This window comes from Shewanella colwelliana ATCC 39565, assembly GCF_000518705.1.
GTDB classification, from domain to species: domain Bacteria; phylum Pseudomonadota; class Gammaproteobacteria; order Enterobacterales; family Shewanellaceae; genus Shewanella; species Shewanella colwelliana.
Window position 1 is genome coordinate 127,899 of sequence record NZ_KI912481.1, and the last position, 26,939, is coordinate 154,837.

The window sequence follows — 26,939 nt, forward strand, 5'->3', positions numbered from 1 at the left end:
CAATTGGTATTACAGTAAAAGAATGACGTTATGAGTGAAAATAGACAGAAAATATTTGCCATGGTCGCAGGGGAGCTCTCTGGCGATATCTTAGGTGCCGGGCTGATTAAGGCACTGAAACAGCAATACCCTGATGCACGATTTGTTGGCATTGGTGGCCCGCAAATGGATGCACTGGGTTTCGAGTCTATTTTTTCTTTTGAAGAGTTAGCGGTAATGGGCTTGGTCGAAGTGTTGTCGCGATTACCACGTCTTTTAAAAGTGCGTAAAACGCTTATTAACGAGATCACTGCGCTAAACCCAGATTGCTTTATTGGTATCGATGCGCCTGACTTTAATATCGGTCTGGAATTAAAGCTTAAGCAACGCGGCATTAAGACGATACATTATGTCAGCCCATCAGTATGGGCTTGGCGACCTAAACGTATCTTCAAAATTGCTAAAGCGACCAATATGGTGTTGTCATTATTGCCATTTGAAAAAGCGTTTTACGATACACATCAGGTGCCTTGTACTTTCGTTGGTCATACCTTAGCCGACGATATCCCCATGATCAGTGATAAAGCTTTAGCTCGCGAAACCTTAGGGCTTGAAGCCGATGATGAGTATTTGGCAATCCTGCCAGGGTCCCGTGGCGGCGAATTAAAACAGCTTGCCGAGCCCTTTGTTAAAGCGGCGCAAATTTTACGTCAGCGTTACCCAGACCTTAAATTTGTCACCCCGTTAGTTAATGCAAAAAGGCGTGCACAGTTTGAAGCTGCTTTGGCGCAGTTTGCGCCTGATTTAGAGATTCATTTAGTCGAAGGGCAATCACGTACTGTGATGGCGGCCGCCGATATGATTTTATTGGCCTCAGGTACAGCAACGCTTGAGGCGATGTTGGTCAAACGCCCGATGGTGGTGGCCTATCGCGTGAGTCCAATTACTTATAAAATTGCCAAAGGCATGATGCAGATCGATCGTTATTCTCTGCCTAATTTATTAGCCGATACGGATTTAGTGCCGGAGTTAATCCAGTCCGATTGTACGCCAGAGCAAATTGCTACAGCCGTGTCTGCACAACTTGACAGTGATTTCCGACCGCTTATCGCTCAATTTGAACAGATGCACCAGCAGCTTAAGTGTAATGCGAGCCAACGCGCTGCTGATGCCGTCACAGCACTGATTTCAGGAGCCTAGCATGGCCATTTTTAAAGATATCACCCCTGAGCAAGTCAGTACCTTGTGCGTTGGTTACTATGCTGGTGTCGATGAAGTGGGGCGTGGCCCCTTGGTGGGCGATGTAGTCACTGCTGCAGTTGTACTTGATCCCAATAACCCAATTGAAGGCTTGAATGATTCAAAAAAGCTTAGTGAAAAAAAACGCTTAAAATTATTTGATGAGATCTATGAAAAAGCCTTAGATGTCTCTATAGGGCGAGCGACACCCACTGAAATTGATGAGCTAAACATTTTGCACGCAACCATGTTGGCGATGCAGCGTGCTATTGCAGGGCTGCGCGCACGCCCAGATCGAATTCTGGTCGATGGCAATCGAGTCCCTGACTTTAGTGCTAAGGGATGCATAGAGGGCGGTGTCGAAAGCCATGCTGTGATAAAAGGCGATGGACTGATTGCTGGCATTAGTGCTGCGTCGATTATAGCTAAAGTCGTGCGTGATAAAGAGATGGAAGCCTTAGATGTTAAGTATCCAGAGTTTGGGTTTGCTAAGCATAAGGGCTACCCAACTAAAGCGCATTTTGAAGCCTTGGCGCAATACGGGGTATTGGCTGAACATCGTAAAAGTTTTCGCCCGGTAAAAGAGCGCCTCGACGCGCAATAGTCACCAATGTTTATGGCTAGCTCACGGTTTGCTGGGCTAGCGTGTAAAGCGTGACTCTGTTAATCTCAAAGGGCGATTACCTGCCCAAATAATTAAGAAACTATCAACTATGTCAGAACCTCGTTTCGTGCACTTGCGCGTTCACAGTGATTTTTCTATGTCTGATGGCCTTACTAAAGTAAAGCCAATTTTAGCCAAAGCCAGCGAGCTTGAGATGCCCGCATTGGCGCTAACAGACAAAACCAACCTTTGTGGTCTGGTGAAGTTTTACAGTGGCTGCCATGGTGCTGGGATTAAGCCTATTATCGGAACTGACTTTTCGATGTTAGCGCCAGGATTTGATGACGAGTTTTGCTCTATCACGGTATTGGCCATTAATAACCAAGGTTACAAAAACTTGACCTTGTTGATCAGTGATGCGTATTTACGTGGTCATATCAGAGACCGAGCGGTTATCGATCAGGAGTGGTTGATAAAATACAGTGAGGGCTTGATTTTATTGTCTGGCGCCAAAGATGGTGATGTGGGCAAGGCACTGCTGAAAGGTAATAAAGGCCAGGTTGATTCTTTGGTTGAGTTTTATCAGACCCATTTCCCTGACCGTTACTACCTTGAGCTCATTCGTACTGGCCGCGCCGATGAAGAGCGTTATCTGCATATGGCGGTTAATCTTGCGGGTGAAAAAGATCTGCCTGTGGTAGCAACTAACCAAGTGGTGTTTCTCCAGCCTGAACAATTTGAGGCCCACGAGATCCGCGTGGCGATCTCCGATGGTTTTACGTTAGCCGATCCGCGTAGGCCAAAGCTTTATAGTGAACAGCAGTATTTCCGCTCCGAACAGGAGATGTGTGAACTGTTTGAAGATATTCCCGAAGCATTGGCTAATTCGGTAGAGATTGCGAAACGTTGTAACGTTACTGTGCGTCTGGGCGAGTACTTTCTGCCTAATTTCCCAACGGGCGATCTTTCTATCGAAGACTTCTTGGTCGAGGTCTCTAAAAAGGGCCTTGAAGAGCGGTTAGCGTTTCTTTTCCCTGATGAACATGTTCGCGCAGAACGTCGTCCAGAATATGACGAACGACTCGACATCGAGCTTACGGTAATTAATAACATGGGTTTTCCCGGTTACTTCCTGATCGTAATGGAGTTTATTCAGTGGGGTAAAGATAACGATATTCCTATTGGTCCAGGACGTGGTTCGGGTGCAGGCTCTTTAGTCGCTTATGCGCTTAAAATTACCGACCTTGATCCGCTAGAGTTTGACCTGCTTTTCGAACGTTTTCTAAACCCTGAACGTGTATCTATGCCCGACTTCGACGTCGATTTCTGCATGGATAGACGAGATGAAGTGATCGACCACGTTGCTGAACTGTATGGTCGTGATGCGGTATCACAGATTATTACCTTTGGTACCATGGCGGCGAAAGCGGTGGTACGAGATGTTGGTCGAGTACTCGGTCACCCTTATGGTTTTGTCGACCGTATTTCTAAGATGATCCCCGCAGAACCTGGAATGACGCTAGCCAAAGCCTTTGAGGCAGAACCTGCGCTGCCTGAAGCCTATGACGCCGATGAAGAGGTCAAAGACCTTATCGACATGTGTCGCATCTTAGAAGGGGTAACTCGTAACGCAGGTAAGCATGCGGGGGGCGTGGTGATTGCACCTACGGTGATCACCGATTTCGCGCCGCTTTACTGTGACTCTGAAGGTCAAAACCCGGTGACCCAGTTTGATAAAAACGATGTGGAAACCGCAGGTTTAGTTAAGTTCGACTTCCTGGGACTGCGAACCTTAACGATTATCGACTGGGCGCTGCAGATGGTTAATCCGCGCCTTGAGAAAAAGGGTAAACCGCCGGTAAGAATTGAAGCCATTCCACTAGATGATCCTACCTCATTTAGGTTATTGCAGCGTTATGAAACCACCGCCGTTTTCCAGCTGGAATCCCGTGGTATGAAAGATCTGATTAAGCGTCTGCAACCCGACTGTTTTGAAGATATGATTGCACTGGTAGCCCTGTTTAGGCCGGGGCCACTGCAGTCAGGCATGGTTGATAACTTTATTGAGCGTAAGCATGGCCGTGAAGAGGTATCGTACCCCGATTCACAATATCAGCATGAGTCGTTAAAGACCCTGCTTGAGCCCACCTACGGCATTATTTTGTATCAAGAACAGGTGATGCAGATTGCTCAGGTACTTTCTGGCTATACCCTTGGCGGCGCGGATATGTTGCGTCGTGCAATGGGTAAGAAGAAGCCAGAGGAGATGGCCAAACAGCGCAGTATTTTCAAAGAGGGTGCCGTCAATAACGGTGTCGACGGCGATCTGTCGATGAAGATCTTTGACTTGGTAGAAAAGTTCGCCGGTTACGGGTTCAACAAATCTCACTCCGCTGCTTACGCCTTAGTATCGTACCAAACGTTATGGCTTAAGACTCACTATCCATCGGAGTTTATGGCAGCGGTAATGTCTGCCGATATGGATAACACAGATAAAATAGTTACCTTGGTGGATGAGTGTGAGCGTATGGGTTTGCCTCTGTTACCACCCGATGTCAATAAAGGTCTGTTCCGTTTTACGGTCGATGACGAGATGAATATTGTCTATGGCATTGGCGCGATTAAAGGTGTCGGTGAAGGGCCGGTTGATTCAATTCTTAAAGCCAGAGAAGATGGCCCATTTACCGATTTGTTTGATTTCTGTGCCCGTATAGACCTGAAAAAGCTTAATAAACGTGTGATAGAAAAGCTGATTTGTGCAGGTGCGCTTGACACCTTAGGGCCACACCGCGCGTCGATGATGGCAACACTGCCTGAGGCTATTCGCGCGGCCGATCAACATGCTAAAGCCGAAGCCATTGGCCAGCACGACATGTTTGGCTTACTCAATAGTGAGCCAGAGGACAGCAAACAGCAGTTTGTTGAGTGTACGCCGTGGCCTGATAAAATTTGGCTAGAAGGGGAGCGTGAGACCTTAGGACTCTACCTTACGGGGCACCCGATTAATCAGTACCTCAAAGAGCTTAAGCACTACACCTCTGGCCGATTGAAGGATGTGCATCCAACCGAGCGCGGCAAAACGATGAAGGCTGCAGGCTTAGTGATAGCAACACGAGTGATGATGACCAAACGAGGCTCTAAGATGGGGCTGGTGACGATAGACGATAAAAGTGCCCGCCTTGAGGTGATGTTATTTACCGAAGCGTTTGAGAAGTTTGGTCACCTATTAGAGAAAGACCGTATTTTGATTATCGAAGGGGAGGTTAGTTTTGATGACTTCTCTGGCGGTAACCGTATGACGGCACGTAACATTATTGATATGGGGGAGGCGCGCAGTCATTTCGCCCATGCGGTTGAGATAGACGTTGAGTCGCAAGCCATCGACTCCACATGGCTTGAAGGCTTTAAAACCGCTCTCGAACCATGGAAATCAGGCACTGTGCCAGTTGTGATCAATTATGCTCAAGCACAGGCAAAAGCGCAGTTTAAGTTAGGTGATGATTGGCGGGTAAATCCTACCGATGAGTTGATGTTGGCGTTAGAGACCTTAACCGGCTCGGATAAAGTCAGGATCTTGTTCTAACATGGCCCTACCGAGTTTTTCCCCCTGTAAGCAGATTGAACAGCTCATTGCTGAACATCGACCTGTGGCAGGCACGCAGTTAGTGCTTGCTTACAGTGGTGGCGTCGACTCTGAAGTGCTTGCTTATGGCTTAGCTGAATTTGCGCAGTTGCACCCTGAGTATCGTTACTTATTGGTGCATGTCCATCATGGCTTGAGTGACAATGCTGCAATGTGGCAAACGCATTGTGTAACCAGAGCCAAGCAGTATCAATTGCCCATTGTGGTGAAACGGGTACAAGTAGACAGTGGGCCACGAGTCAGTATTGAAGCGGCTGCACGTGAGGCACGTTATAGCGCGTTACAAAGCGTGATGGAGCCCGACGATATCTTACTGACTGCTCACCATCAAGATGATCAACTTGAGACGTTACTATTAGCCCTTAAACGTGGCCTCGGCCCCAAAGGTCTCGCTGCGATGGGGACCATTCAAGGCTTAGGTAAGCACTTTTGGCTAGTCAGGCCGCTACTGGATATTCAGCGCGAGCAGATAGAAACCTTTGCCAACGCGCAGGCGTTGGCGCATATAGAAGATGAGAGTAATGCCGATAGTCGCTTTGACCGCAACTTTTTACGGCTGCATGTCATTCCGCAATTAAAGTCGCGCTGGCCAGCTATTGCGGCCACCACCAGTCGTAGCGCTCAGCTATGTGCCGATCAACAGGCACTGATTGATGAAGAGGTGGGCGCTCGCTTACCTGCAATGTTAGTCAATCTGCCCCATAGGGTTTTTCCCGTATTGGACCTCAAGTTGCTGGCAGCTCAGCGTCCACTTTGGCGTGCCCAGCTACTGCGTGGTTTTATTGAGTCTCAAGGACACGCAATGCCATCGGTTGTTCAGCTGCAACAAGCATTGTCACAACTGCTTGATGCTAAACCAGATGCCAAGGTTGAGATCCGTTTTCAGGCCACATTGTTACGTCGGTTTCGTCACTATCTTTATTTAAGTGAGTATCAGCCTAGGTGCAATGTAGCGCTGAGTAACCTGATGGTGGATATAACCACTTTGCCCCTAGCAGATGTTGCAACCAGGGTACAAATTGACCCGCAGCGGCAATTGCAGTTTTTCATAGCTTCCCAAGGCGTGAGAGTGCGCATGCCTATGCCTGGTGAAACGGTCAGTGTACGCTTTGCTGTGCCAGGATCGCTCAGATGTCATCCACATATGCGCGATAAGGGACGGGAGCTAAAGAAGTTGTGGCAGGAGTTTGACGTGCCGCCTTGGGAACGTGATAGCGTGCCGCTGCTCTATTTTAATGAGCGCATAGTGGCTGCAATCGGTTACTGGGTGGAGAGGAAGTTTGTTGCCGCTTCAGACCAAATGGGTCTCGATATCCAACTAAAATAGTGAGTGCGGGTTAAAGCCTGAGTATTTACGCACTGTCCTACGTTATTAAATAGTGTTCAGCAGAGTCGTGAGCTAACCATCTTAGGTTAACTCACTATGCTTGACCATCAATCTTATAGCATCTTCTCCCTGATGCTTTTGCACGATACAAGGCTTTATCCGCGCGCAGGTAAAGATCTTGCGATGTGTCACCACTGCACCACTGGGCTGCACCGAGACTGCTTTGTACGTTAAATTTGTTGAGCAGTGGGTGATGGTTCATGATATCTAATACCCGTTCACACAAAATCCGCGCTACTAAGGTATCACCTTCGACTATGACTAAAAATTCATCACCGCCTATTCTAAAGGCTTGATCCGTATCTCTAATCGCCTGTTTTAATGTTTGGCCAAAGGTCGATAACACATCATCACCCACTAAGTGTCCATATTGGTCATTTAGCTTCTTAAAGTTATCCAAATCCAAGATCACCAAAGAGATCATCTCGCCATGGCGTTGTGATCTAGCTAATGATTTAGTGATTGCTTCGTTATAGTAGTGACGATTACCTAAGCCTGTTAGGGCATCGTGCATCGCTTGTCTTGCCATTTGATCATATTTGATGGCGTTAAACAGCGGTAACAAGAGTAAGTCTTGCATCTGGTAGAGTAGTTCAGCCTGTGATGGCACCAGTGGTGCAATAAGTTGATAGGCGAGTTCATATTTTTCACCGGCAAAACCTATTGCTTGTTTAATCTGCAGACCTTGCTCACTGCCCCAGCTTAGCTGATACTCTTTACAGTGGAGTTTAACGCCATGGACAGGCAGATATTGACCCATCAGTTTGCCGTAGCAGGCAAAGACTGTCCGAGGATCTAAACTTTCGTGCAACTGCTGCATCATAGACACTAAGTTAGGCTCAGTGTGACGAGCATGTTGATACTCTGGTTGAAAGCGATACTCGTCAGGTGAAAATTCTGTCGCTAAGGCAAAGTCCATAGTGTTTGCTCCACAATAAATCGGACTGAAGATATATTCTATTAAGCAAATATCGTGCCTAATACTTTAAATTTAAATTTGTCTTTATTTGTCATTAAGTTAATCTCTTAGTTATAGGTTTACTTGCGCGCGTCAGGATTTTGACGAAAGCAAGGTTTCCCAACATCAGCCACCAAGCAATCCTCTTGGTCAGGGGAACCACTTAACCGAACAACACCACGTAAAGTCTGTCGATTGGAGCAGTAATGGAACATAGCTTTCTCATAAAGATTTTATTGATGTTGGTAATAGCGATTGTCTCTATTGCCCTTTTTCGTCGTGCAGGCTTGCCAGCCATTTTGGCGTATCTTGTGACAGGGGTTATAAGCGGCCCCTCACTATTCAACTGGTTTAGTCAGCAGCAGATTCATTCTGTCGCCGAACTTGGCGTCGTTTTATTGATGTTTTCCTTGGGGCTTGAGTTTTCACTGCCGCGATTGTGGGCAATGCGCCGAACCGTATTTGGCTTAGGTAGCGCTCAAGTCTTTGTTACTGCCGTCCTGACGATGTGCATCAGTTTGTTGATCGGTTTATCGTTAACGGAATCTATCGTTGTCGGTTCGGCTATCGCGCTCTCTTCCACGGCCATTGTCCTTAAACTGCTGAACGAACGCGGATGGTTACGTCGCCGCCACGGTGAGCTGTCGGTCAGTGTATTGTTGTTTCAAGACCTTGCCGTCGTACCGCTACTGATCCTTATGCCATTGCTGGCATCAAACGGAGAAACACTCACATGGAGTGCCATTGGTTTAGCCATGGCGGAAGGGGTTTTGGCCTTTGTTGCGCTGATGGCCTTTGGTAAGTGGGCCTTGCCTAAAATTTTTGATGAGGTGGCACGCTCTCGCTCTAATGAACTGTTTGTATTATCGACACTCGTTGTCGCATTGGTGACCGGAGCCTTTACGCAGTGGATAGGCTTATCCATGGCATTGGGCGCTTTTATGGCGGGGATGCTGTTGGGTGAGAGTCAATATAAGCGTCAACTTGAAGCCGATATCAGACCCTTTAGGGATCTGCTCATGGGCTTGTTCTTTATCTCCATCGGCATGCTGCTTGACTTTAGTTTAGTGATCACCTTCTGGTGGCAGGTGTTACTGCTAGTGGTGGCGGTGATCATCGCCAAAGCGCTAATTGTTTATGGTTTATTAAGGGCCGCTAAAGAGTCCTTTAGAACCTCGGTATCCAGTGCGATAAGTTTGGCCCAAGTGGGTGAGTTTAGTTTTGTGGTACTGGCGTTGGCGGTTAATTATGAGCTGCTCGATATTAATTTAAGTACTAAATTGGTCATGGTGGCCGTACTGTCTATGGCAGTAGCCCCTTGGCTGGTAAAAAATAGCGTGGATATTGCTCGGCGATTGCACGGTGTTAAACCACAGCAGGCTGAGTATGAGGAGATCCCGACCGTTGATCATGGCAATGAGTTGGTGCTCATTTTGGGCTACGGCCGTGTAGGGCAAACTATTGCGCGTTTTATGAAAACTGAGGCCATTCCCTATTTGGTGTTAGATTTAGACCCTAAACGAGTCTCAGAAGCGAGACGAGCTGGCGAGCCAGTCTATTTTGGTGACGTTGCAAAGCGCTCGATTTTAAAACAGGCGCAGATCAAAGAGGCCAAGCTGATTGTTCTTACCTTTAGTAGTAGCCGGGTACTTGATGAGGTGTTGCCTTTGTGTCGGCAATTGGCGCCTGACGCTAACATCTTGGTACGCACTCGCGATGATGAGGGGATGGAGGAGCTAGAGCAAGCTGGTGCGAGTCAAGTGATCCCTGAATCTCTGGAGGGCAGCTTGATGTTGGTATCCCAAGTGCTATTTCAATGTGGTGTGCCACTATCGCGTATTCTTAAGCGTTTAGAGTATGAACGGCGGAATCATTATCAGTATTTGCACGGCTTTTTTTCCGGCGAAGAGACAGACTTCACGCTTGAACTTCTGCATGCGGTTGCATTGCCCAAAGGTGCTCATGTGGTTGGCCAAACCTTGGGGGATATCCCGTGGGAGAAACTCAGGGTCGAGATAAGAGCGGTTCGCCGGGCGGGCGCAGAGGTAGAAAGTCCTGAGCTTAATTGGCAGGTTCGTCCTGGGGATATATTGATTATTTTAGGTAAGCCGAGGCGTATTGAGAAGGCAGAACACTATTTGTTGCAGGGGTAAAACAGTGATATAGCGCCTTTATGTTGAGTCTTCCTTCTACGGTGGGGGAGATAAGGTTTCCGCAGGTAACCCGTGTTCAACCCATTATTTATGTTTTGGAGAAAGCTATTTTGTACCAGTTTGTTGCACTATTACTGTGGCCGATACTCTTAGTGCAAGCACTATGGGTTAAACGGAACACATTAAGACTGCCCGAAGCAGAAGGCGAACGTTCTGGTAAAGGGGGCTATGGTATGCCGCTTAACCTATTGATATTGGGAGATTCAGCCGCTGCTGGGGTGGGCGTAGATACCCAAGATAAAGCCTTATCTGGGTGTTTATCTAAATGTTTAGCACAATATTATTCGCTCAACTGGACATTGGTAGCACGCTCTGGTGCGACGACCGTCAGTACCTTAAATCACTTAAAATCAGGGCATGGCATCAAGGTGATGCAATCTAATGAGTTTGATTTGGTGCTGGTCTCTCTAGGGGTGAACGATGTGCTCAGCCCAATCAGTGTAAATCGTTGGCTGCTGGCGCAGCGGGCACTGATTGATACCTTGCATCAGTACTCGCCTAATGCACATATTGTGTTAACACCAGTCCCACCTTTAGGTGTATTCCCCGCATTTCCAAGTTTGTTGGGCTGGTTTTTGGGGCAAAGAGCTGCAGCGTTTAATGGTAAATTACGTCAGTTGGCCAGCGGCGATACTCGCTGTTGTCTGCTTGACTTACAATTGCCTGTTAATGACGAGGCGATGGCTCGCGATGGATTCCACCCAAGTTCGGCGAGTTATCAGTTATGGGGGGAGGCTGCCGCATCGCATTATATTAGCGCCACCAAAGGTTCGGCTAATCAATATTAAAGAAGGCTTTAATCTCATCCATTTGTGCTAAACCATCTAGGTAGCCAAGGTTTATCAATGCGCTGCAATAGCTACGCTCAAACAGCAGATAGGAGACGATACTCGAGTCTGATTGTTGGTTAATGCCAATCAGTCTCAGCAGTGCTTTAACAGCCATAGGCATATCTTGGTAATGTTGAGCGGCAATCATGCTTAAATCTTCACTTGGCTTTATCACCAGTGTTTCAATAGGTTTAAGCGCTGCTTGGTGACGAACCTCTTCAGGGATCAGCTTCACTGTTCCGTTGATGCGCTGTAATCTTTCTAAATCACTGTTTAGTGTGTCAGAAAAGATAGTGTCGAGCAGGTGGCCAGCTATGGTTGCCGTTTTGGGATGATGCTCTAAATCCTGGTGCACTTGCTTATGACGACTCTCTAAATTAATCACCATTATTTTTTCGGCGCCAAGGTGAATAGGGCTACTTAGCGGTGCCAATTGGTGCACCGAACCGTCGCCATAATAACCACGATTAAGCTTAACTGAGGGAAACACTAATGGAATTGCCGCACTGGCAAGTAGATGGTCGGTGTTTAGGTGAGTTCGTAAACCACAACGTCTTGCTCGTTGCCAATCATCTATCTCTTTACTGGCTTGAAAAAAGGTCACTGACCGTGAAGTGTTGTAGCAAGAGGTGTCGACACTCAAAGCATGCAGTGCGCCATTGCCGATATTTCTGTCGATGCGCTCAAAGTTGATTAACTGATTAAGTAGATCACGTAATGGATCGTTGTCAAACAGGCTACCAGGATCAGGATTAATTTTCTCATCTTGCAGCCCCATTAAAGCCATCTGAGCCAAGTGTGAAAATACCCCTGCGAAAGAGGAACGGTAGATTTTATGGGTATCAAAGTGACGCCACACCCACTCAAGTTTACGTACACCTAAATGAAAGCAAGATGCATGGGTGGCAATAGAGGTCCCGTTGATAGCGCCGGCAGAGGTGCCACAGATGATTTTAAAAGGCACGCCATGGTTGCGGGGATAGTTTTGCACTATCGCCTTAAGCACACCCACTTGATAGGCCGCTCTTGCGCCACCACCGCCTAATACTAAAGCCGTTCTGTCTGGCAAATTCGCCCCTTATGTTTCTAAAAGTTATATCGTTTTTATTCTGTGTACATATTTCATCTTACTACTAATTTAGAATATGTGACCACCGCTTGTTCTACAAGTCGTCGCTCTGGTTTTAGGGGCTATTTTTTTACCCTAAGTACATCAGCCTTTGCTCGAATAGTGACAGAAAGCCCCTACCTAACATAGAAAGTTGGCAGCGACCCTAGTTAATAAGTCTATGTTTACTTGGGCCACTGAGATGAATCTTATTGTTTTTTTGTCGCTACTTTATTGTTATTTAAATGTTATTTACTATTTTTTGCTGGTGCGTGAGTGTCATAGCCCAAGTTGATAATAATAAGCGTTGGAGTAGACTGATTTGGCGTACATTTGAGGGATACAACATGATACCGCCACTAAAAATAATAATAGCCGATGATCACCCACTGTTTAGGCAAGCATTGGTCAATATCTTAACTAGCCAATTTGACAATGTGACCTTGTTTGAAGCCGAAACCGTGACAGCATTGGATGAAATCTTACAGCAACATGATGATGCAGACCTGTTACTGCTCGACCTGAATATTCCCAAAGCACATGGGTTTAATACTTTAGTTAATATTCGCAATACCTATCCGCATATTGGCATTGTGGTGATTTCAGGCCAAGAGGATAAGGTAACCGTAGGCAAGAGCATGTCATTTGGTGCCGCAGGGTTTATTCCTAAGTCCACGTCGGCACACCAGATGGTCAAAGCGATAAATAGTGTACTGGCAGGGCAGCAATGGTCACCCGTCAACAGTAGTGATTTAGCGTCTGTCACACTCGATAGTGTCAGCAGTAAAATTGCGAGCCTGTCGCCAAGGCAGCATCGTATTTTGATGATGTTTGCCGACGGTTTGTTAAATAAGCAAATCGCCTATGAACTTGGCTTGTCGGAAGCAACGGTTAAAGCTCACGCCAGTGCGATTTTCCTAAAGCTAGGGGTTCATACACGTACTCAGGCAGTTATCGCCATGAGCCAACTCTACCTCGACAAAGTCTCCTTAGTGGCAGAGGTTGAGTAGACCTGTCGCTGCTTTTCGTTGCCATGTCGAGATATAGACACTCGTTGTGCTTGCAAACACCTTGCTCTAAGCACTCATTATGCTCAATAGCTAGGTGTTTGCGCCGAATAGTTGGTGTGCAGGCTATTGGCTAATGTGGCGCTCATTACGGCTCTCAGTGCGATAGGTTTTATGATTTTACGCAGGTAACCGTACCCAAGTGCTTTGGTTTGCTGCACCACATTTTCATCTATGGTGGCCGTGATTAGGATAGCGGGAACGGGTTTGGTTAATTTCTGTTGCAGTTGCGCCATCAGATCCAGCCCATTTTGATTATCTTCTAACTGGTAATCGACCAAGACGATATCGATTTTTGAACCATATTGGTTAATGACCTTGTTTGCTTCATCAGGATTTGATGCAGTATAAACATGGCACTTCCAGCCTGTTAGTAACGTCTTCATCCCTTCTAATACGTTCAGATCATTGTCGATACAGAGCACATGAACGCCATTGAGGGTCAATATGTCGGCTTTTGGGGCAATGGTATCTAGTTGTTGTGGGGGCGCTTTATCCAGTTGCAAACTGAAAATACTGCCGCTACCTAGCTTTGATGAGAGGCTCAGGTTGTGCTGCATCAACTCAGCTAAACCTTGTGCGATGTTGAGTCCAAGGCCTAAACCATTGACCCCATCATGACCTGAGTGCTGCAAGCGGGTAAACTGCTCGAAAATTTCCAACTGCTTTTCATCGGGGATCCCTGGTCCATTATCCACCACCTGTATTGCAAACTGGTCGCCACGGTGACGGCAACCTAAGACAATTTTTCCTTCTCCGGCATAGCGAAATGCGTTGCTAATAAGGTTTTGCAAAATTCGCCGTAACAGCACTTTGTCACTGCGGATCCAGGCGCGGGTGCTGACGCATTTAAACTCGACCTGGGAATGAGTCGCCAGCGCACTAAACTCATCGACCAAAGAGTCGAGCACCTCTTGCAGTGGAAAGTCGGCTATCTCTGGTACTATGGTGCCGCTCTCAATGCGCGACACTTCGTTGAGATCCAGCAGCAGTTCATTGGCCACTTGCAGTGAGTTGTCAATATAGCCAATCTGTTGCTTCTGTTTCCTCGACAGCTGTCCATTTTGTACAAAGGCTGATGAGAATAGGCGTGCGGCAGACAAGGGTTGTAACAGATCATGGCTACAAGCTTTAAGATACTGGCTTTTCTTTTGGTGGGCTTGTTCAATTTTTTGTAATGCCTCAGCCAGCTCTTCATTCGATTTTGCTAGCTGCAGATTGGTCTGTTCTAGTTTCTTCGTTCTTTCAAACACTCGGGCTTCTAGGTCGAGGTTTTTCTCTTTGAGAAGTTTTTCCGCCTCTCGGTACATGGTGATATCGGAGAATATCATCACAAAGCCGCCATCGGGAATTGGGTTACCTTGGATACGAATGGTCTTGCCATCGGCTTGCACGCGTTCACTGCTATGGTGGCTGCCTTGGCGCAAGAACGTCAGCCGCTTTTCCACCTGCTCCTCTAAATTATGTGGGTAGTGCTGCCCTTGGCTCAGGTTGTATTCAATCAGCTGCCTTACGGGGCACCCGATATAGATAAGATCTTCTGGGTAGTTAAAGAGCTTAAGGTAATACTGGTTCCATGCCACCAGGTTCAAATCTTTATCGATAACCGAGATCCCTTCCCCCGCGTTCTCAATAGCGCTGTGCAGCACTGAGCGGCTAAATGCGGTACGGTGGCTTGACGCTTCCTCTACTAGCTGCGCCACATCCTCTATCGCGATATCTCGTCCGTGCAGCGCACAGGAGATCACTAAGCGCGCCGAGGCTGAGCCCATTACACTGGCCAGCATATTTTCGGTAAAGGAGATCAGCGCTTGATTGTGACTATTCTTATCAAGGATCGGGTTAGGCTGGCAGGAGAAAAAAGTGTAGAAGCCTTGTGCGGCTTTATCTTTGCCCACAAAACGCGCAACCAATAACTCTAGCTCGGTCGGATTAACATGTTTGGGCACTTCTGGGGTGAGTTTATCTAGCTCGGTGCGCTCAAAAAAGTGACCTATCTGCATCTGTTCGTGCACGCTTTGACGAGTAAAGGAGGAAACCAGCCAGATAGCGGTGATATTTACAAATAGGCCTACTAAGGTCGCTAGGGTGGTCATTGAATATTCGGTGCCCGCAAAGGGATGTGGGTACATGCCCAGTTGCGGTAACAGGTTCAGCACTAGCCACAGGCCAAAGCCAGAGGAGATCCCGATGAGTACCCCAATTAAGGTGACTCGGCGCCATAAGAAGGCCGCAAACAGCGCCGGACCAATTTGGGCGATGGCTCCAAACGCCACCTCACCCAGTGACGCTAACGTATCAGGAGGGGCGATGAGAAACATGCCATAACTTAGGAAAATAACAAACAGCACTAGTGCTTTACGAATATTGAGAAGATGAGAGCGAAACTTATGAAAGTCAGCACTTTGAATATTGTTAATTTTAAACAGTGTCGGGAACACCACCTCATTGCTTAACATGGTGCTGAGGGCAATAGTCGAGATAATCACCATTGAGCTTGCCGCAGATATGGCCCCTAAAAAACTAAATAGACCGAGCCATATTTCACCGCTGAATGCGGGCAAAAATAACACATAGGCGTCGCTTTGTAGTGAATCGCCGTAAAGAAGGTTCCCCGCTTGGCCCAGTGGTGTGGCAAAAAAAGCAAACACCAAAATATACAGCGGAAAGGTCCAGCGACTCCAAAGGGCGTGTTTTTGATCTTTAAGCTCAACAATGAGGACTTGAAACTGTCGTGGCAGACAGAGAAAGGCGGACATTACAATAAACAGTAGGCCAAACATAGAGATAAGGTTTGGGTAGGTAAATTGGGTCGTGATAGGCGAGGTTTCACTCGCTTTACGCCAAATTTCCAGTGGCGAGTCGAACAAATAGAAGGAGACAAATATGCCTATGCTCAAATACGCCACCAGTTTGACGAAAGACTCGAAAGCGATAGCCAGCATCATGCCCGGATGACGCTCGGTGACATCGATAGCCCGCACACCGAAGACTATAGTAAATCCCGCCAAAATAAGGCTAACCACTAACCCTAATTGCCATGACGATAACAGGTGGTCTTGGCGCAATATCTCATAGGAGTTGACGATCGCTTTTTGCTGTAAGGCGATATAGGGCAGGGTGCCCACTAAGGCCACAAAGGTGACCACTACCGCTAGCAGCGGCGATTTACCAAAGCGCGCCGCCAAAAGATCGGCTATCGAGGTGATGTTGAGCTTAAGGCAGACGCGTATCACCCGTTGAATAAAAGGCCAGGCAAAAATAAACAATAAAATCGGTGCGATATAAACTGGCAGATAAGAGAAGGAGTTACTGGCTGCTTGCCCAGCGGTACCGAGAAAGCCCCAAGAGGTACAGTAAACACCCAGTGATAAGGAGTAGATGATGGTGTGCTGTTGGGTAAACAGTTTTTCACGGTATCTGTCGCCCAAAAAGGCCATTAAAAACAGTAATCCGATATAGCTGATGCTAATGGTGACTAAAAGCCAATTAGGAAACATAGGTCATTCCGACTCTTCTTATAAGGAGTTACCCACTAACCTCCTTGTTTGTTATGAAATTTAACATACCACATTTCCCCATTGTTGCCTCGGTCACGACTACCGACTTAAGTCGTAGATCTTAGGTTGTAAGTCTTACGGATTAGCCGATTGGTATTACGCCTAAGGCATTAATACTCTCTAACTAATACCTATTCCCAATTGAGCCAACCCTGCAATTTCTCCATCTTGGAGTCAGACAAAACAGGGGATATAAAGATGCTCATTTCAACAATAAAAAAGATCACACTTGCAAGTTCACTCTGTCTACTGGCTGGTTCTGCGATGGCCGGTTACGACTTCGACGTTGGTGAAGAGGGTAAGCTATCGTTTGGCGGCTACCTTAAGGTGGACGCCCGTTATGTATCAGGCGATGTCGCTTATCGAGACTTTTGGATCGGCACGGGAACCGCGCTAGAGCAGGATGCCTCACAATTTCGTATTTTTGCCAATGAATCACGCTTCAACACCAAATATGTGCATGGCGATGTGATGGGCTTTATTGAAATGGATTTTCTCGGTGGCGGTGGCAATCAGGTTGTGTCCAATTCGGCTAATCCGCGTCTGCGTCATGCATTCATTAAGTATAAAGGGCTGACCGCAGGACAAACCTGGACCACCTTTATGAATACCAGTGCCATTCCTGAAACCGCCGATTTTGCCGGCGCGACAGTGGGGCTGGCATTTATTCGCCAGGGGCAAATTCGTTATGACATGGGCGGCTTCCAAGTATCGATAGAGAATCCTGAAAGTGTCGGTGGTGATACTGCCAATGACGATTTGCCGGATGTTATCGCTCGTTACAACTTCAAAGGCGACTGGGGTAATGTGTCTATTTCAGCCCTAGGTCGCAGCTTAAACACCAATGCTGGCAATAGTGAAACCGCCTTTGGTGGTTCAATTGCTGGACGGATCAAGACGTTTGGTAAAGACGATTTACGCTTTCAATTTCACCAAGGTGAGGTCGGACGTTATGTCGGCATCGGTGCCGCGTCAGATTTGGTGGATGAAGAAGTTGAAACTACTACCTCTTATCTCGCTGCGTATCGTCACTACTGGACCGACACGTTAAGAAGCACAGTGCTTTACGGTCGTGTTGAAACCGATATCACTTCCGCTGAGCGTAGTCAGTGGAGCGTTAACTTGTTCCAAAACCTTACCCCGGCATTAGCCATAGGTATTGAGGTGGGCAACTTTGAAATTGGCGATAAAGATGTCGACTCCAATTATGCTCAGCTATCTATGCGTTACGCCCTTTAACCCACTCGTTAGGAGGGCGGCTCAATAGCGCCCTCCCATTTTTTGACTGGCCTGCGCTGCCCAGTGTGATAGCAAGTCGAGCATTTTCTCTACACAACAATAGCGAAATGGATGTAACGGCAACGCCGTTCAAAGGAGTATGGGTGTGACCGATACCATTTTAAAAGTCGAACAAATTTCCTTGGCGTTTGGTGGTGTAAAAGCCCTTACCGACGTCAGTTTCGAAGTAAAGCAAGGCGCCGTATTCTCCATTATTGGTCCTAATGGTGCGGGCAAAACGTCGATGCTAAACAGTATTTCAGGCCGTTATCGGCCACAGCATGGCAGCATTCATTTTAACGGCAAAGATGTTACCCATATGCGCCCGAACGATCGCGCCGACCTTGGCATCGGGCGCACTTTTCAAAACCTCGCCCTTTTTGGCCACATGTCAGTGCTGGACAACATCATGGTGGGCCGCCATCACTTAATGAAAAACAACTGGCTCACAGGGCCGCTTTATTGGGCATCGCCAGCCCAAAAGGAGGAGCTGGCACACCGTCGCCAAGTCGAAGAGATTATTGATTTTCTCGATATTTCACACGTTCGTAAATCGGTAGCTGGCACGCTTTCTTATGGCCTACGCAAACGGGTGGAACTGGCACGTGCCATGGCACTTAATCCCAAGTTAATTTTATTAGATGAACCCATGGCAGGCATGAACCTTGAAGAGAAAGAGGATATGGCGCGTTACATCTTAGATTTGAATGAAGAGTTCGGTGTGACCGTCGCAATGATTGAGCATGATATGGGCGTGGTGATGGATATCTCCCATGAGGTGATGGTGCTCGACTTTGGCAAAAAGCTCATTTGTGGTTTACCCGACGAGGTGATGGCCAATGAGCATGTAAGGCAGGCTTATCTGGGGCTTGATGACAATGAGCAATTACAAGAGGTCGGATAATGAGTAGGTCAAACCACACATCGGCAGCTGCATTTGAGATGGGCACATTAGATACCTTTCCTAAGATTTTACGTCACAATGCGGCCAATTGGGGTAAAGATATTGCGATGCGCGAGAAAGAGTTTGGCATCTGGAGTGAGTTCAGTTGGCAAGACTACCATAACCGCGTGAAGTGGATGGCTTTAGCATTTAATCACTTGGGTATTTCCGCAAAGGCAACCGTTGCACTGCTTGGTGACAACCGCCCTGAGTGGGTATGGGGCGAGGTCGCTGCCCATGCCATGGGCTGTTTCTCATTAGGGATCTACCAAGACTCTTTGCATGAAGAGGTGGCTTACCTTCTCAATCGCAGCAACGCTCAGGTTGTTGTGGCAGAAGATGAAGAGCAGTGCGATAAACTGCTGGAGCTGGGCGAGCAGATCCCAGCGGTAAAATATATCGTCTACTGTGACCCACGTGGCATGCGCAAATATGATGATAAGCGCCTGATAAGTATTGAAGATATATATCGGATTGGTCAAGAGGTAGACAATCAAACTCCGCGTTTGTATGACAATTTAGTCGATGCGGGCAAGGCTGACGATATTGCTATCTATTGCACCACTTCCGGGACCACCTCAAAGCCTAAAATTGTATTACTGCAAGGGGGCAAGTTTGTTGAGCATTGCTGCTCCTATCTACGCGCCGATCCGCGTGCGCCAGGCGACAACTATGTGTCGGTACTGCCGCTTCCTTGGATCATGGAGCAAGTCTATGCGGTGGGTCAGTCATTGATCGCGCGACAAATCGTTAATTTTGTCGAAGAGCAAGAGACCATGATGGCCGACTTACGTGAAATTGGCCCAAGTTTTGTTTTGTTAGCGCCCAGAGTATGGGAGGGGATTTTAGCCGACGTTAAAGCGCGCATGATGGATTCGACACCACTGAAACAGAAACTATTTGATTTCGCCATGGCCCGCGCGGAACAACGTTTGGCTCAAGGGAAGCGCTCAACACTGGCCGACATCATCTTAATGAAAGCGTTGAGAGATAGGCTCGGCTTTTCATTTTTAAAGTCAGCCGCTACAGGTGGTGCAGCCATGGGGCCAGATACTTTCAAGTTTTTCCAGAGTATTGGGGTGCCGTTAAGGCAGCTCTATGGGCAAACCGAGATGTGTGGCGCTTACACCATACATCATGAAGATGATGTGGATTATGACTCGGTTGGCGTTGCTTTTGACACGGCAGAGCTGCAAGTGATTAATTCCGACAGCGAAGGCGTTGGCGAAGTGATTGCTAAAACCGTGGGGATGTTCTGCGGCTATTTAGGCGACCAAGCCGCCTATGACGAAGATGTTCAGGAGGGTTGGATGCACACCGGTGATGCGGGGTATTTCAAACCCAATGGTCATTTAGTGGTGATTGACCGCATCAAAGACTTAGCTAAAACCAGCAACGGTATTCAGTACTCGCCGCAGTATATTGAGAACAAACTCAAGTTCTCCTCCTTTATCGGAGAGGCGGTTATCCTGGGTAAAGACAAGCCCTATCTGTCTGCCATCTTATGTATCCGCTTTAGCATTGTATCCAAGTGGGCTGAACAGCAGGGATTGGCCTTTACCAACTACACCAACTTATCCACGCTGCCTGAAGTCTATGAGCAGTTAACCAAAGAGGTTGAGGTGGTCAATAGCAGCCTGCCAGATGCCCAGAAAATTAATAAATTCATTTTGTTATACAAAGAGCTAGATGCCGATGATGGCGAGCTTACTCGTACCCGTAAAGTGCGCCGAGGGGTGATAGCAGATAAATATGGCGAGATCATCGATTCAATCTATAACGATGACGACCATGTCGATATCGACACCGTTATTACCTTCCAAGATGGCACCAAGTCACGGATTAAAACACAGCTACAAGTGGCCACAGTGGGAAGCCCTGATTTAGCCGCCAACGTAAGTGTTGAGCAAAGGAGAGCATCATGAATTTTGAACTATTACTGCAATTGATCACCAATGGCCTCATTGTGGGCCTGCTTTATGGTGTGGTGGGCATGTGTTTTGTGCTGGTCTATAAATCGACGCAAATTGTTAACTTTGCCCAAGGGGAGTTTTTGTTAGTGGGTGCCTGGGTATGTTGGGCATTTTTGACCTACTTCCAATTGCCTTTCTTTCTCGGTTTCATATTAACTCTTTGTTTTATGGCTGTCTTTGGTGTGTTACTGCAGATGATTGTACTGCGTCCTATGATTGGCGAGCCTATCATCTCAGTCATCATGGTAACGATTGGTCTATCGATTCTCTTTCAATCCCTGACTAAGTGGATCTTTGGTGTCTCACCTCAGAGCTACCCTAAGGTATTTGATACGCAATCGGTGGCCATATTCGGTCTCAACATTGAGTTTGCTTACCTAATGAGTACTGTCATTGCACTGATTATCATGGTCAGTTTTTTCCTGTTCTTTAAATACTCCAAACATGGGTTGGCGATGCGTGCCACGGCGTTTGATCAGCAAGTGGCTCAGAGTCTAGGGATTAGCGTTAAACAAGTGTTCGCCATGAGTTGGGGAATTGCCGCAACAGTATCGGCGACGGCGGGCGTAGTGACTGGCATGGTTAATGGTGTATCTGACTCTCTATCAACCATCGGCATTAAGGTGTTTCCCGCAGTGATATTGGGCGGGCTCGACTCAATTGTTGGAGCCATCGTGGGTGGCATCGTGATTGGAGTGCTCGAAAATGTTGCCGAGTTCTTCGATAGCCAATACCTGCATATCGGCAACATGTATGACATCGCGCCCTTCTATGTGCTGTTAGTGATTCTCTGGTTTAAACCCTACGGCCTGTTTGGCACCCGTGATATTGAGCGAATTTAACGGTGAACCCAACACATTATCTATGTTCAAGACGGCAATTATTGATTGACCTTATTTCTGCTCAAGGAGTGTTTTATGTCTAGTTTGGCAATGCGGCCGTGTGGGGATTTTCGCACTAGCTACAAGAGTGACAATACCATCTTTGAAACCAAAACCATTCGCTGGTTTACCGCCTTAGTGATTGCGCTGGCTTGCGCCGCGCCCTTGGTACTTGATGGTTACTTTCTTACCCTATTTATCCAAATATCCTATCTCGGCATTGCCGCATTAGGACTCAATATCTTAGTGGGCTTTACCGGGCAAATCTCACTGGGGCACGGCGCTTTCTTTGGCTTTGGCGCGTTTGCTTCCGCTTGGCTTAATACCAGTTTTCATATTCCTGTGGTCTTGTGTATTCCGTTAGCGGGCTTTCTTACCATGGCGGTAGGCATGATGTTTGGTATGCCAGCGGCGCGGATTAAGGGCCTCTACCTTGCCATTGCCACGTTGGCGGCGCAGTTCATTATTGAAGACTTCTTTGCTCGCGCCGATTGGTTCTCGGGTGGATCGTCGGGCGCTATGGCTGCTCCCGTTAGTCTGTTTGGTTTCGATTTTGATACTGACTTGAGCTTTTATTTTATTGCGCTGTTTGCCTTAGTGTTTATGTACATCTGGGGCTGCAACTTAATGCGTAGTCGAGATGGACGCGCCTTTGTTGCCGTACGTGATCATTATCTGTCTGCCGAGATCATGGGGGTAAAGCTCAATAAATATCGCCTGTTGTCTTTTGGGATCTCCTCTTTTTACGCCGGGATTGGAGGTGCGCTGTACGCTCACTATCTTGGCTATGTATCGGCGGAGGGTTTTACCATCTTAATGTCAATCCAGTTTTTGGCCATGGTGATCATTGGCGGCCTTGGCTCCATTAAGGGCACCTTGATGGGTGTGGTGTTTATGGTGCTATTGCCTGAAATGCTTGAATCCATGGTGGGGCTAATGAAATACACAGATTGGGGCAACATTCCCATGGTGACAGACGGTTTGGCTTACATCAAAGAGATGGCTATTGGATTGGTGATTATCTTGTTCCTTATTTTTGAACCAGAGGGGCTGGCGCATCGCTGGGACCAAATTAAAAACTACTGGAAATGCTACCCATTTGCCTACTAGGGCATTGTAGTAAAACGGGTTTAATTGCAGTTGCACCACCACTTTGGCGAAGGTGGAGAGGCATGATCTTCTTTAATGACTTAAAGAACCACGCACCGAGTTTGAATGGCATAGGGCGTTTATTTTGCTGTTGCGCAACCTGTCGTAGGCATTCACTAATGATGGATCATTTTAAAGGATAATAACGATGACAAAAAAAATACTGCTTAGCGCTATGGTAGCGTGCTCAACATTTGCGACCAGTGGCGTAACGCTGGCTCAAGACAGTGTGTTTGTAGGGCACTTGGCTGATATGTCTGGTCCTACGGCATTTGTGGGTAAACCCTATGCCGATGGTGTACGAGATGCGCTGGCCTACATCAATGCCAATGGCGGCATTGATGGCACCACCTTAGAGTATGAAACCATCGATTATGGCTACAAAGTGCCGCAGGCGATTGCCTCCTATAAAAAGTGGCAATCACGTAAAAATATGGTGGTGATGCAAGGGTGGGGCACCGCCGACACTGAAGCCTTGATCTCCTTTGCCGCAAAAGATAAAACGCCCATTTTCTCGGCCTCTTATTCGGGTCACCTAACTGACCCTCAGGGCAAGAACCCCAATACTAAAAAACCAGCGCCTTATAACTTCTTTTATGGCGCCTCTTACTCTGACGCGTGCCGTGGATTAGTGCAGTGGGCCGCTGATGATTGGCAAGCCAAAGGCGGTAAAGGTAAGCCTAAGTTTACCCACATTGGAGCCAACCACCCGTTTCCTAATGCGCCTAAAGAAGCGTGCGCAGAATATGCCACAGAGCTTGGATTTGAGGTGCAGCCAGCGGTGGTTATCTCCATGAAACCGGGTGATTTTAAGGCGCAATGTTTAAGCCTTAAAAGCTCGGGTACTAACTATGGGTATATAGGCAACTTGGGGGGCTCGGTGCAGTCATTAATTAAGTCCTGTGACACAGTTGGCACAGACATTCAGTTTATGTCGAATATCTGGGGCGGTGACAAACTGGTCTTTAAAGCGGCGGGTGAGGGCGTGAAAAACTATATCTTCCCAACCATGACACCATTTTGGAGCGATGACGTGCCTGGCATGAAACTGGTCCGCGACATCTCAAAGATGTCAGATAACAGCGGCGAAGAGCAGCGCCTGCACCATTATATCCGTGGTATCTGCTCGACCTACTTTATGAAAGAGTCGATGGAGTGGGCCAAAGCCAATGGCGGTATCACTGGCGAAAACGTGAAGAAGGGGATGTATGTTAAACAAAACTGGGTGCCTAAGGGATTAGAGGGCGTGTGCTTAGCAGCAACGTGGACCGCTGAGGACCACCGCGGTATTAACCAGGTCAATATCTATCAGGGCAACTATAACGACGGCGACATAAAGGTTGAAAAAGTTAACCAAGTGACGCTAGAGCGCCGCGTGGATTGGTTAGGTTATTAATCGTTAACGACTCAAGGCCTAGAGAGAGCAGTTAACCCCCTAGGCCATGACCTCATTATCTTGGAGTAGTTATGACACAAGCTGTGCAGTTAAAACCCGACACCCCGCTACTATCGATTAATAATATCGAAGTGATCTATGACGATGTTATTCAGGTACTGCGTGGCGTCAGTATCGATGTGCCGCAAGGTGAAATCGTCACCCTGCTAGGGCCTAATGGAGCGGGCAAGTCCACCACCTTGAAGGCAATTTCAGGGCTGTTAAAGACTGAAAATGGTGAAGTGTCTCGCGGTGACATTCACTTTATGGGTGAGCGAATTGATGTGAAAAATGCCGACGATGTGGTGCGCTCAGGACTGTTTCAGGTGATGGAGGGACGGCGCATTATTGAAGATATGAGTGTGATTGAAAATTTAAAACTGGGTGCCTATACCCGTAACGATAGTCAGGTAAACCAAGATATCGACATGGTGTTTAACTATTTCCCTCGCCTCAAAGAGCGCACAGGGCTCGCCGGTTATTTATCAGGTGGTGAGCAGCAGATGTTAGCCATTGGGCGTGCACTCATGGCGCGGCCAAAGATGATCTGCCTTGATGAACCCTCGATGGGCTTATCGCCGCTACTGGTAAAAGAGGTCTTTGGCATTATCGAGAAAATCAATCGTGAGCAGGGTATTACTATGCTGCTGGTGGAGCAAAATGCCAATTACGCGCTCAAAGCCGCCAACTACGGCTACATTATGGAGTCTGGCAAGATAGTGTTAGACGGCACCAAAGCCCAACTGCTTAATAATGAAGATGTGAAAGAGTTTTACCTTGGCGGTGGCAATGAAACCCGCAAGAGTTTCAAAAACCTAAAATCTTATAAACGCCGTAAGCGTTGGCTATAACAGGAGCGATGATGAAGCAGTTCTTTCACCCACTTGAAGGGCAAAGTGCCAAGCAGCGCGAGGACCATTTAATGTCAGCGCTGTCGGAGCAATTGAGCTTTGCAAAAGCCCATTGTGATTACTACAGCACACTGTTTAAAAAGATAGACTTGTCGGCAGTGGGTTGCCGCGCATCGCTTGCTAAACTCCCCATTACGCACAAGGCGGATCTGATTGCACTGCAGGCCGCTCTACCGCCGTTTGCTGGCATGACACCCAACAAACATCAAGTTGGACGTATCTTTAAATCTCCGGGTCCCATTTATGAGCCAGAGTGTGACGGCTTCGATTGGTGGCGCATGGGACAAGCTTTTTTTGCCGCAGGATTTAGCAGCGGTGACATAGTGCAAAACTGCTTGTCATATCATCTTACACCCGGTGGTTTCATCATGGACTCCGGCGCCAAAGCTTGTGGCTGCACGGTCATACCGGCAGGACCTGGTCAAACAGAGATGCAACTTGAGTTGATTGAGTCGCTTACCCCCAGCGGCTATTGCGGTACGCCTTCATTTCTTAACATACTGCTGGAAAAGGGCAGAGAGCAGGGCAAAGATACCTCATCAATCACTAAGGCATTGGTTTCAGGCGAAGCCCTGACCCCAACATTAAGGGCGCAATTTGCTCATGCCGGTATTGATGTTAAGCAGGCTTACGCTACCGCCGATATCGGCCTCATTGCCTTTGAAAGTGAGGGCGAAGGGCTAGTCGTGGCTGAAGACATTATTGTCGAAATTGTTCGTCCTGGTACATTAACACCGGTACTCGATGGCGAAGTGGGTGAGGTGGTGGTGACGAGCTTTAATCGTGACTACCCACTTATCCGTTTTGCCACAGGGGATCTCTCTGCGGTGCTCCCGGGTCAAAGCCCTTGTGGCCGCACAAATATGCGTATAAAAGGCTGGCTTGGTCGTGCAGATCAAACCTGCAAGGTCAAAGGGCTCTTTGTTCACCCTGAACAAGTGGAGCGTATTCGCTGTTGTCATGAAGCCATTAAAAAGGTGCGTTTGGTCGTGACTCGCCAGCATGACAACGATGTGATGCAGTTACTATGTGAGGTGGATGAAAGGGCGCAGCCTCATGTCGATATCGCAGCGGTACAAGCGTCAATTCGCGCTCAGACACAGTTGGCTGGCGAGGTAGCATTGGTCGCACTTGGTGCCTTGGCTGATGATGGCATTGTGATTGAAGACCAAAGGGAGTCTCATTAAGGCTCTTCTGCTACCTAGTGTTTAACGTAAGCGTCGATACTAGTGGTGTTTTTTTAGACTCAAGTGACTCAAGTTAAAATGCCTAGCCTTTTATGAGGGTAGGCATTTTTGTATTTGCTTAAGTAGCGTTTGGCTGGATCTCATTTGTTAAGTGAGCTTGAAGGTCGCACCTTCGGTGTTACTGAACGCCTGCCCGGCGAGGGATGTGCAGATATGCCTGTGAGACGCCGTGAATAAGTCCCTTTAGGCTCTGCGAAACATCCCTGTTTCGGAAGCTCACTGGCGTATCTACACTCGGTATCTCAACGTCTCTTCGATTTGGCGGATGTCGAAAGGGGGGGAATAAAAAACTGACTTGATTTTGCCCCAAAGTGTGCAGGCCTTGTAATGAAGGTTTGGCATTTTTTGGATTAGCCTTAGTTGCGTTTGGCCGCATCTAATTTGTTAAGTGTTGTTTGAAGGTCATACCTTCAATGGGAGTTAATTGCCTGCGGCAGGCTCATGTGCAGATACTTCTGCTCCACGCCGTGAATCCATCCGTGGAGGCTCGACGATGGCATCCCTGCCATCAACGTCCGCAGCTGCATCTACACT

Annotated in this window: 18 protein-coding genes; 15 read left to right on the plus strand and 3 right to left on the minus strand. The window is 47.6% G+C overall.

The features are described from left to right. Positions 1 to 30: 30 nt before the first annotated feature. The 4 genes from lpxB (at position 31) to tilS (ending at position 6,792) form a co-directional block, all read left to right on the plus strand. A complete protein-coding gene (gene lpxB / locus L876_RS0119815) occupies positions 31 to 1,179 on the plus strand; it encodes a lipid-A-disaccharide synthase (RefSeq protein ID WP_028765388.1) in 1,149 nt (382 codons plus the stop codon). A gap of 1 nt (position 1,180) precedes the next feature. Continuing rightward, positions 1,181 to 1,822 carry a ribonuclease HII gene (gene rnhB, locus L876_RS0119820; RefSeq protein ID WP_028765389.1) on the plus strand — a complete coding sequence of 214 codons (642 nt, stop codon included), beginning with the start codon at positions 1,181 to 1,183 and terminating at the stop codon, positions 1,820 to 1,822. 109 nt (positions 1,823 to 1,931) lie between these two features. Beyond that, positions 1,932 to 5,405 (plus strand): DNA polymerase III subunit alpha, encoded by a 3,474-nt coding sequence (gene dnaE / locus L876_RS0119825; protein ID WP_028765390.1) that lies wholly within the window; start codon positions 1,932 to 1,934, stop codon positions 5,403 to 5,405. Between the two features lies 1 nt (position 5,406). Next, positions 5,407 to 6,792, plus strand: a complete 1,386-nt coding sequence (gene tilS, locus L876_RS0119830; RefSeq protein WP_028765391.1) for a tRNA lysidine(34) synthetase TilS — start codon at positions 5,407 to 5,409, stop codon at positions 6,790 to 6,792. A 94-nt stretch (positions 6,793 to 6,886) separates the two neighbouring features. On the opposite strand, the gene dgcS is transcribed toward tilS, so the two are convergent. Continuing rightward, complete coding sequence (gene dgcS / locus L876_RS0119835) at positions 6,887 to 7,771, minus strand: diguanylate cyclase DgcS (protein ID WP_028765392.1); 885 nt, start codon at positions 7,769 to 7,771, stop codon at positions 6,887 to 6,889. Between the two features lie 245 nt (positions 7,772 to 8,016). Here dgcS and L876_RS0119840 point away from each other — a divergent pair, with 245 nt between their 5' ends. Together L876_RS0119840 and L876_RS0119845 are read left to right on the plus strand one after the other, a co-directional pair. Next, complete coding sequence (locus L876_RS0119840) at positions 8,017 to 9,963, plus strand: monovalent cation:proton antiporter family protein (RefSeq protein ID WP_028765393.1); 1,947 nt, start codon at positions 8,017 to 8,019, stop codon at positions 9,961 to 9,963. 20 nt (positions 9,964 to 9,983) lie between these two features. After that, positions 9,984 to 10,811, plus strand: a complete 828-nt coding sequence (locus tag L876_RS0119845; RefSeq protein WP_081730753.1) for an SGNH/GDSL hydrolase family protein — start codon at positions 9,984 to 9,986, stop codon at positions 10,809 to 10,811. Here the strand turns inward: L876_RS0119845 and L876_RS0119850 are convergent. Beyond that, a complete protein-coding gene (locus L876_RS0119850) occupies positions 10,798 to 11,922 on the minus strand; it encodes a patatin-like phospholipase family protein (RefSeq protein ID WP_028765395.1) in 1,125 nt (374 codons plus the stop codon). The genes L876_RS0119845 and L876_RS0119850 overlap by 14 nt on opposite strands. A gap of 386 nt (positions 11,923 to 12,308) precedes the next feature. On the opposite strand from L876_RS0119850, the gene L876_RS0119855 reads away from it, so the two are divergent. Beyond that, entirely contained in the window at positions 12,309 to 12,971 is a 663-nt protein-coding gene (locus L876_RS0119855; protein WP_028765396.1) for a response regulator transcription factor, read from the plus strand. An 83-nt stretch (positions 12,972 to 13,054) separates the two neighbouring features. Here L876_RS0119855 and L876_RS0119860 read toward each other — a convergent pair whose 3' ends face one another. After that, positions 13,055 to 16,528, minus strand: a complete 3,474-nt coding sequence (locus L876_RS0119860; protein ID WP_028765397.1) for a hybrid sensor histidine kinase/response regulator — start codon at positions 16,526 to 16,528, stop codon at positions 13,055 to 13,057. Positions 16,529 to 16,786: 258 nt separating this feature from the next. On the opposite strand from L876_RS0119860, the gene L876_RS0119865 reads away from it, so the two are divergent. From L876_RS0119865 to L876_RS0119900, 8 genes are all read left to right on the plus strand, one after another. Further along, entirely contained in the window at positions 16,787 to 17,827 is a 1,041-nt protein-coding gene (locus L876_RS0119865; protein WP_028765398.1) for a DcaP family trimeric outer membrane transporter, read from the plus strand. 145 nt (positions 17,828 to 17,972) lie between these two features. Beyond that, positions 17,973 to 18,770 carry an ABC transporter ATP-binding protein gene (locus L876_RS0119870; RefSeq protein WP_028765399.1) on the plus strand — a complete coding sequence of 266 codons (798 nt, stop codon included), beginning with the start codon at positions 17,973 to 17,975 and terminating at the stop codon, positions 18,768 to 18,770. Further along, positions 18,770 to 20,734, plus strand: coding sequence for a long-chain fatty acid--CoA ligase (locus L876_RS0119875; protein ID WP_028765400.1), 1,965 nt, complete (start codon positions 18,770 to 18,772; stop codon positions 20,732 to 20,734). Before L876_RS0119870 ends, L876_RS0119875 begins: the two co-directional genes overlap by 1 nt. After that, entirely contained in the window at positions 20,731 to 21,624 is an 894-nt protein-coding gene (locus L876_RS0119880) for a branched-chain amino acid ABC transporter permease (RefSeq protein WP_028765401.1), read from the plus strand. Before L876_RS0119875 ends, L876_RS0119880 begins: the two co-directional genes overlap by 4 nt. Positions 21,625 to 21,699: 75 nt before the next feature. After that, the gene (locus L876_RS0119885) at positions 21,700 to 22,773 is read left to right on the plus strand and encodes a branched-chain amino acid ABC transporter permease (RefSeq protein WP_028765402.1); all 1,074 of its coding nucleotides are present in this window, start codon (positions 21,700 to 21,702) and stop codon (positions 22,771 to 22,773) included. A 187-nt stretch (positions 22,774 to 22,960) separates the two neighbouring features. Then, positions 22,961 to 24,208, plus strand: coding sequence for an ABC transporter substrate-binding protein (locus L876_RS0119890; protein WP_028765403.1), 1,248 nt, complete (start codon positions 22,961 to 22,963; stop codon positions 24,206 to 24,208). A gap of 71 nt (positions 24,209 to 24,279) precedes the next feature. Further along, positions 24,280 to 25,098, plus strand: coding sequence for an ABC transporter ATP-binding protein (locus tag L876_RS0119895; protein ID WP_028765404.1), 819 nt, complete (start codon positions 24,280 to 24,282; stop codon positions 25,096 to 25,098). Between the two features lie 11 nt (positions 25,099 to 25,109). Then, on the plus strand, positions 25,110 to 26,345 hold the full coding sequence (locus L876_RS0119900; protein WP_028765405.1) for a phenylacetate--CoA ligase family protein: 1,236 nt from the start codon (positions 25,110 to 25,112) through the stop codon (positions 26,343 to 26,345). Positions 26,346 to 26,939: the final 594 nt, after the last annotated feature.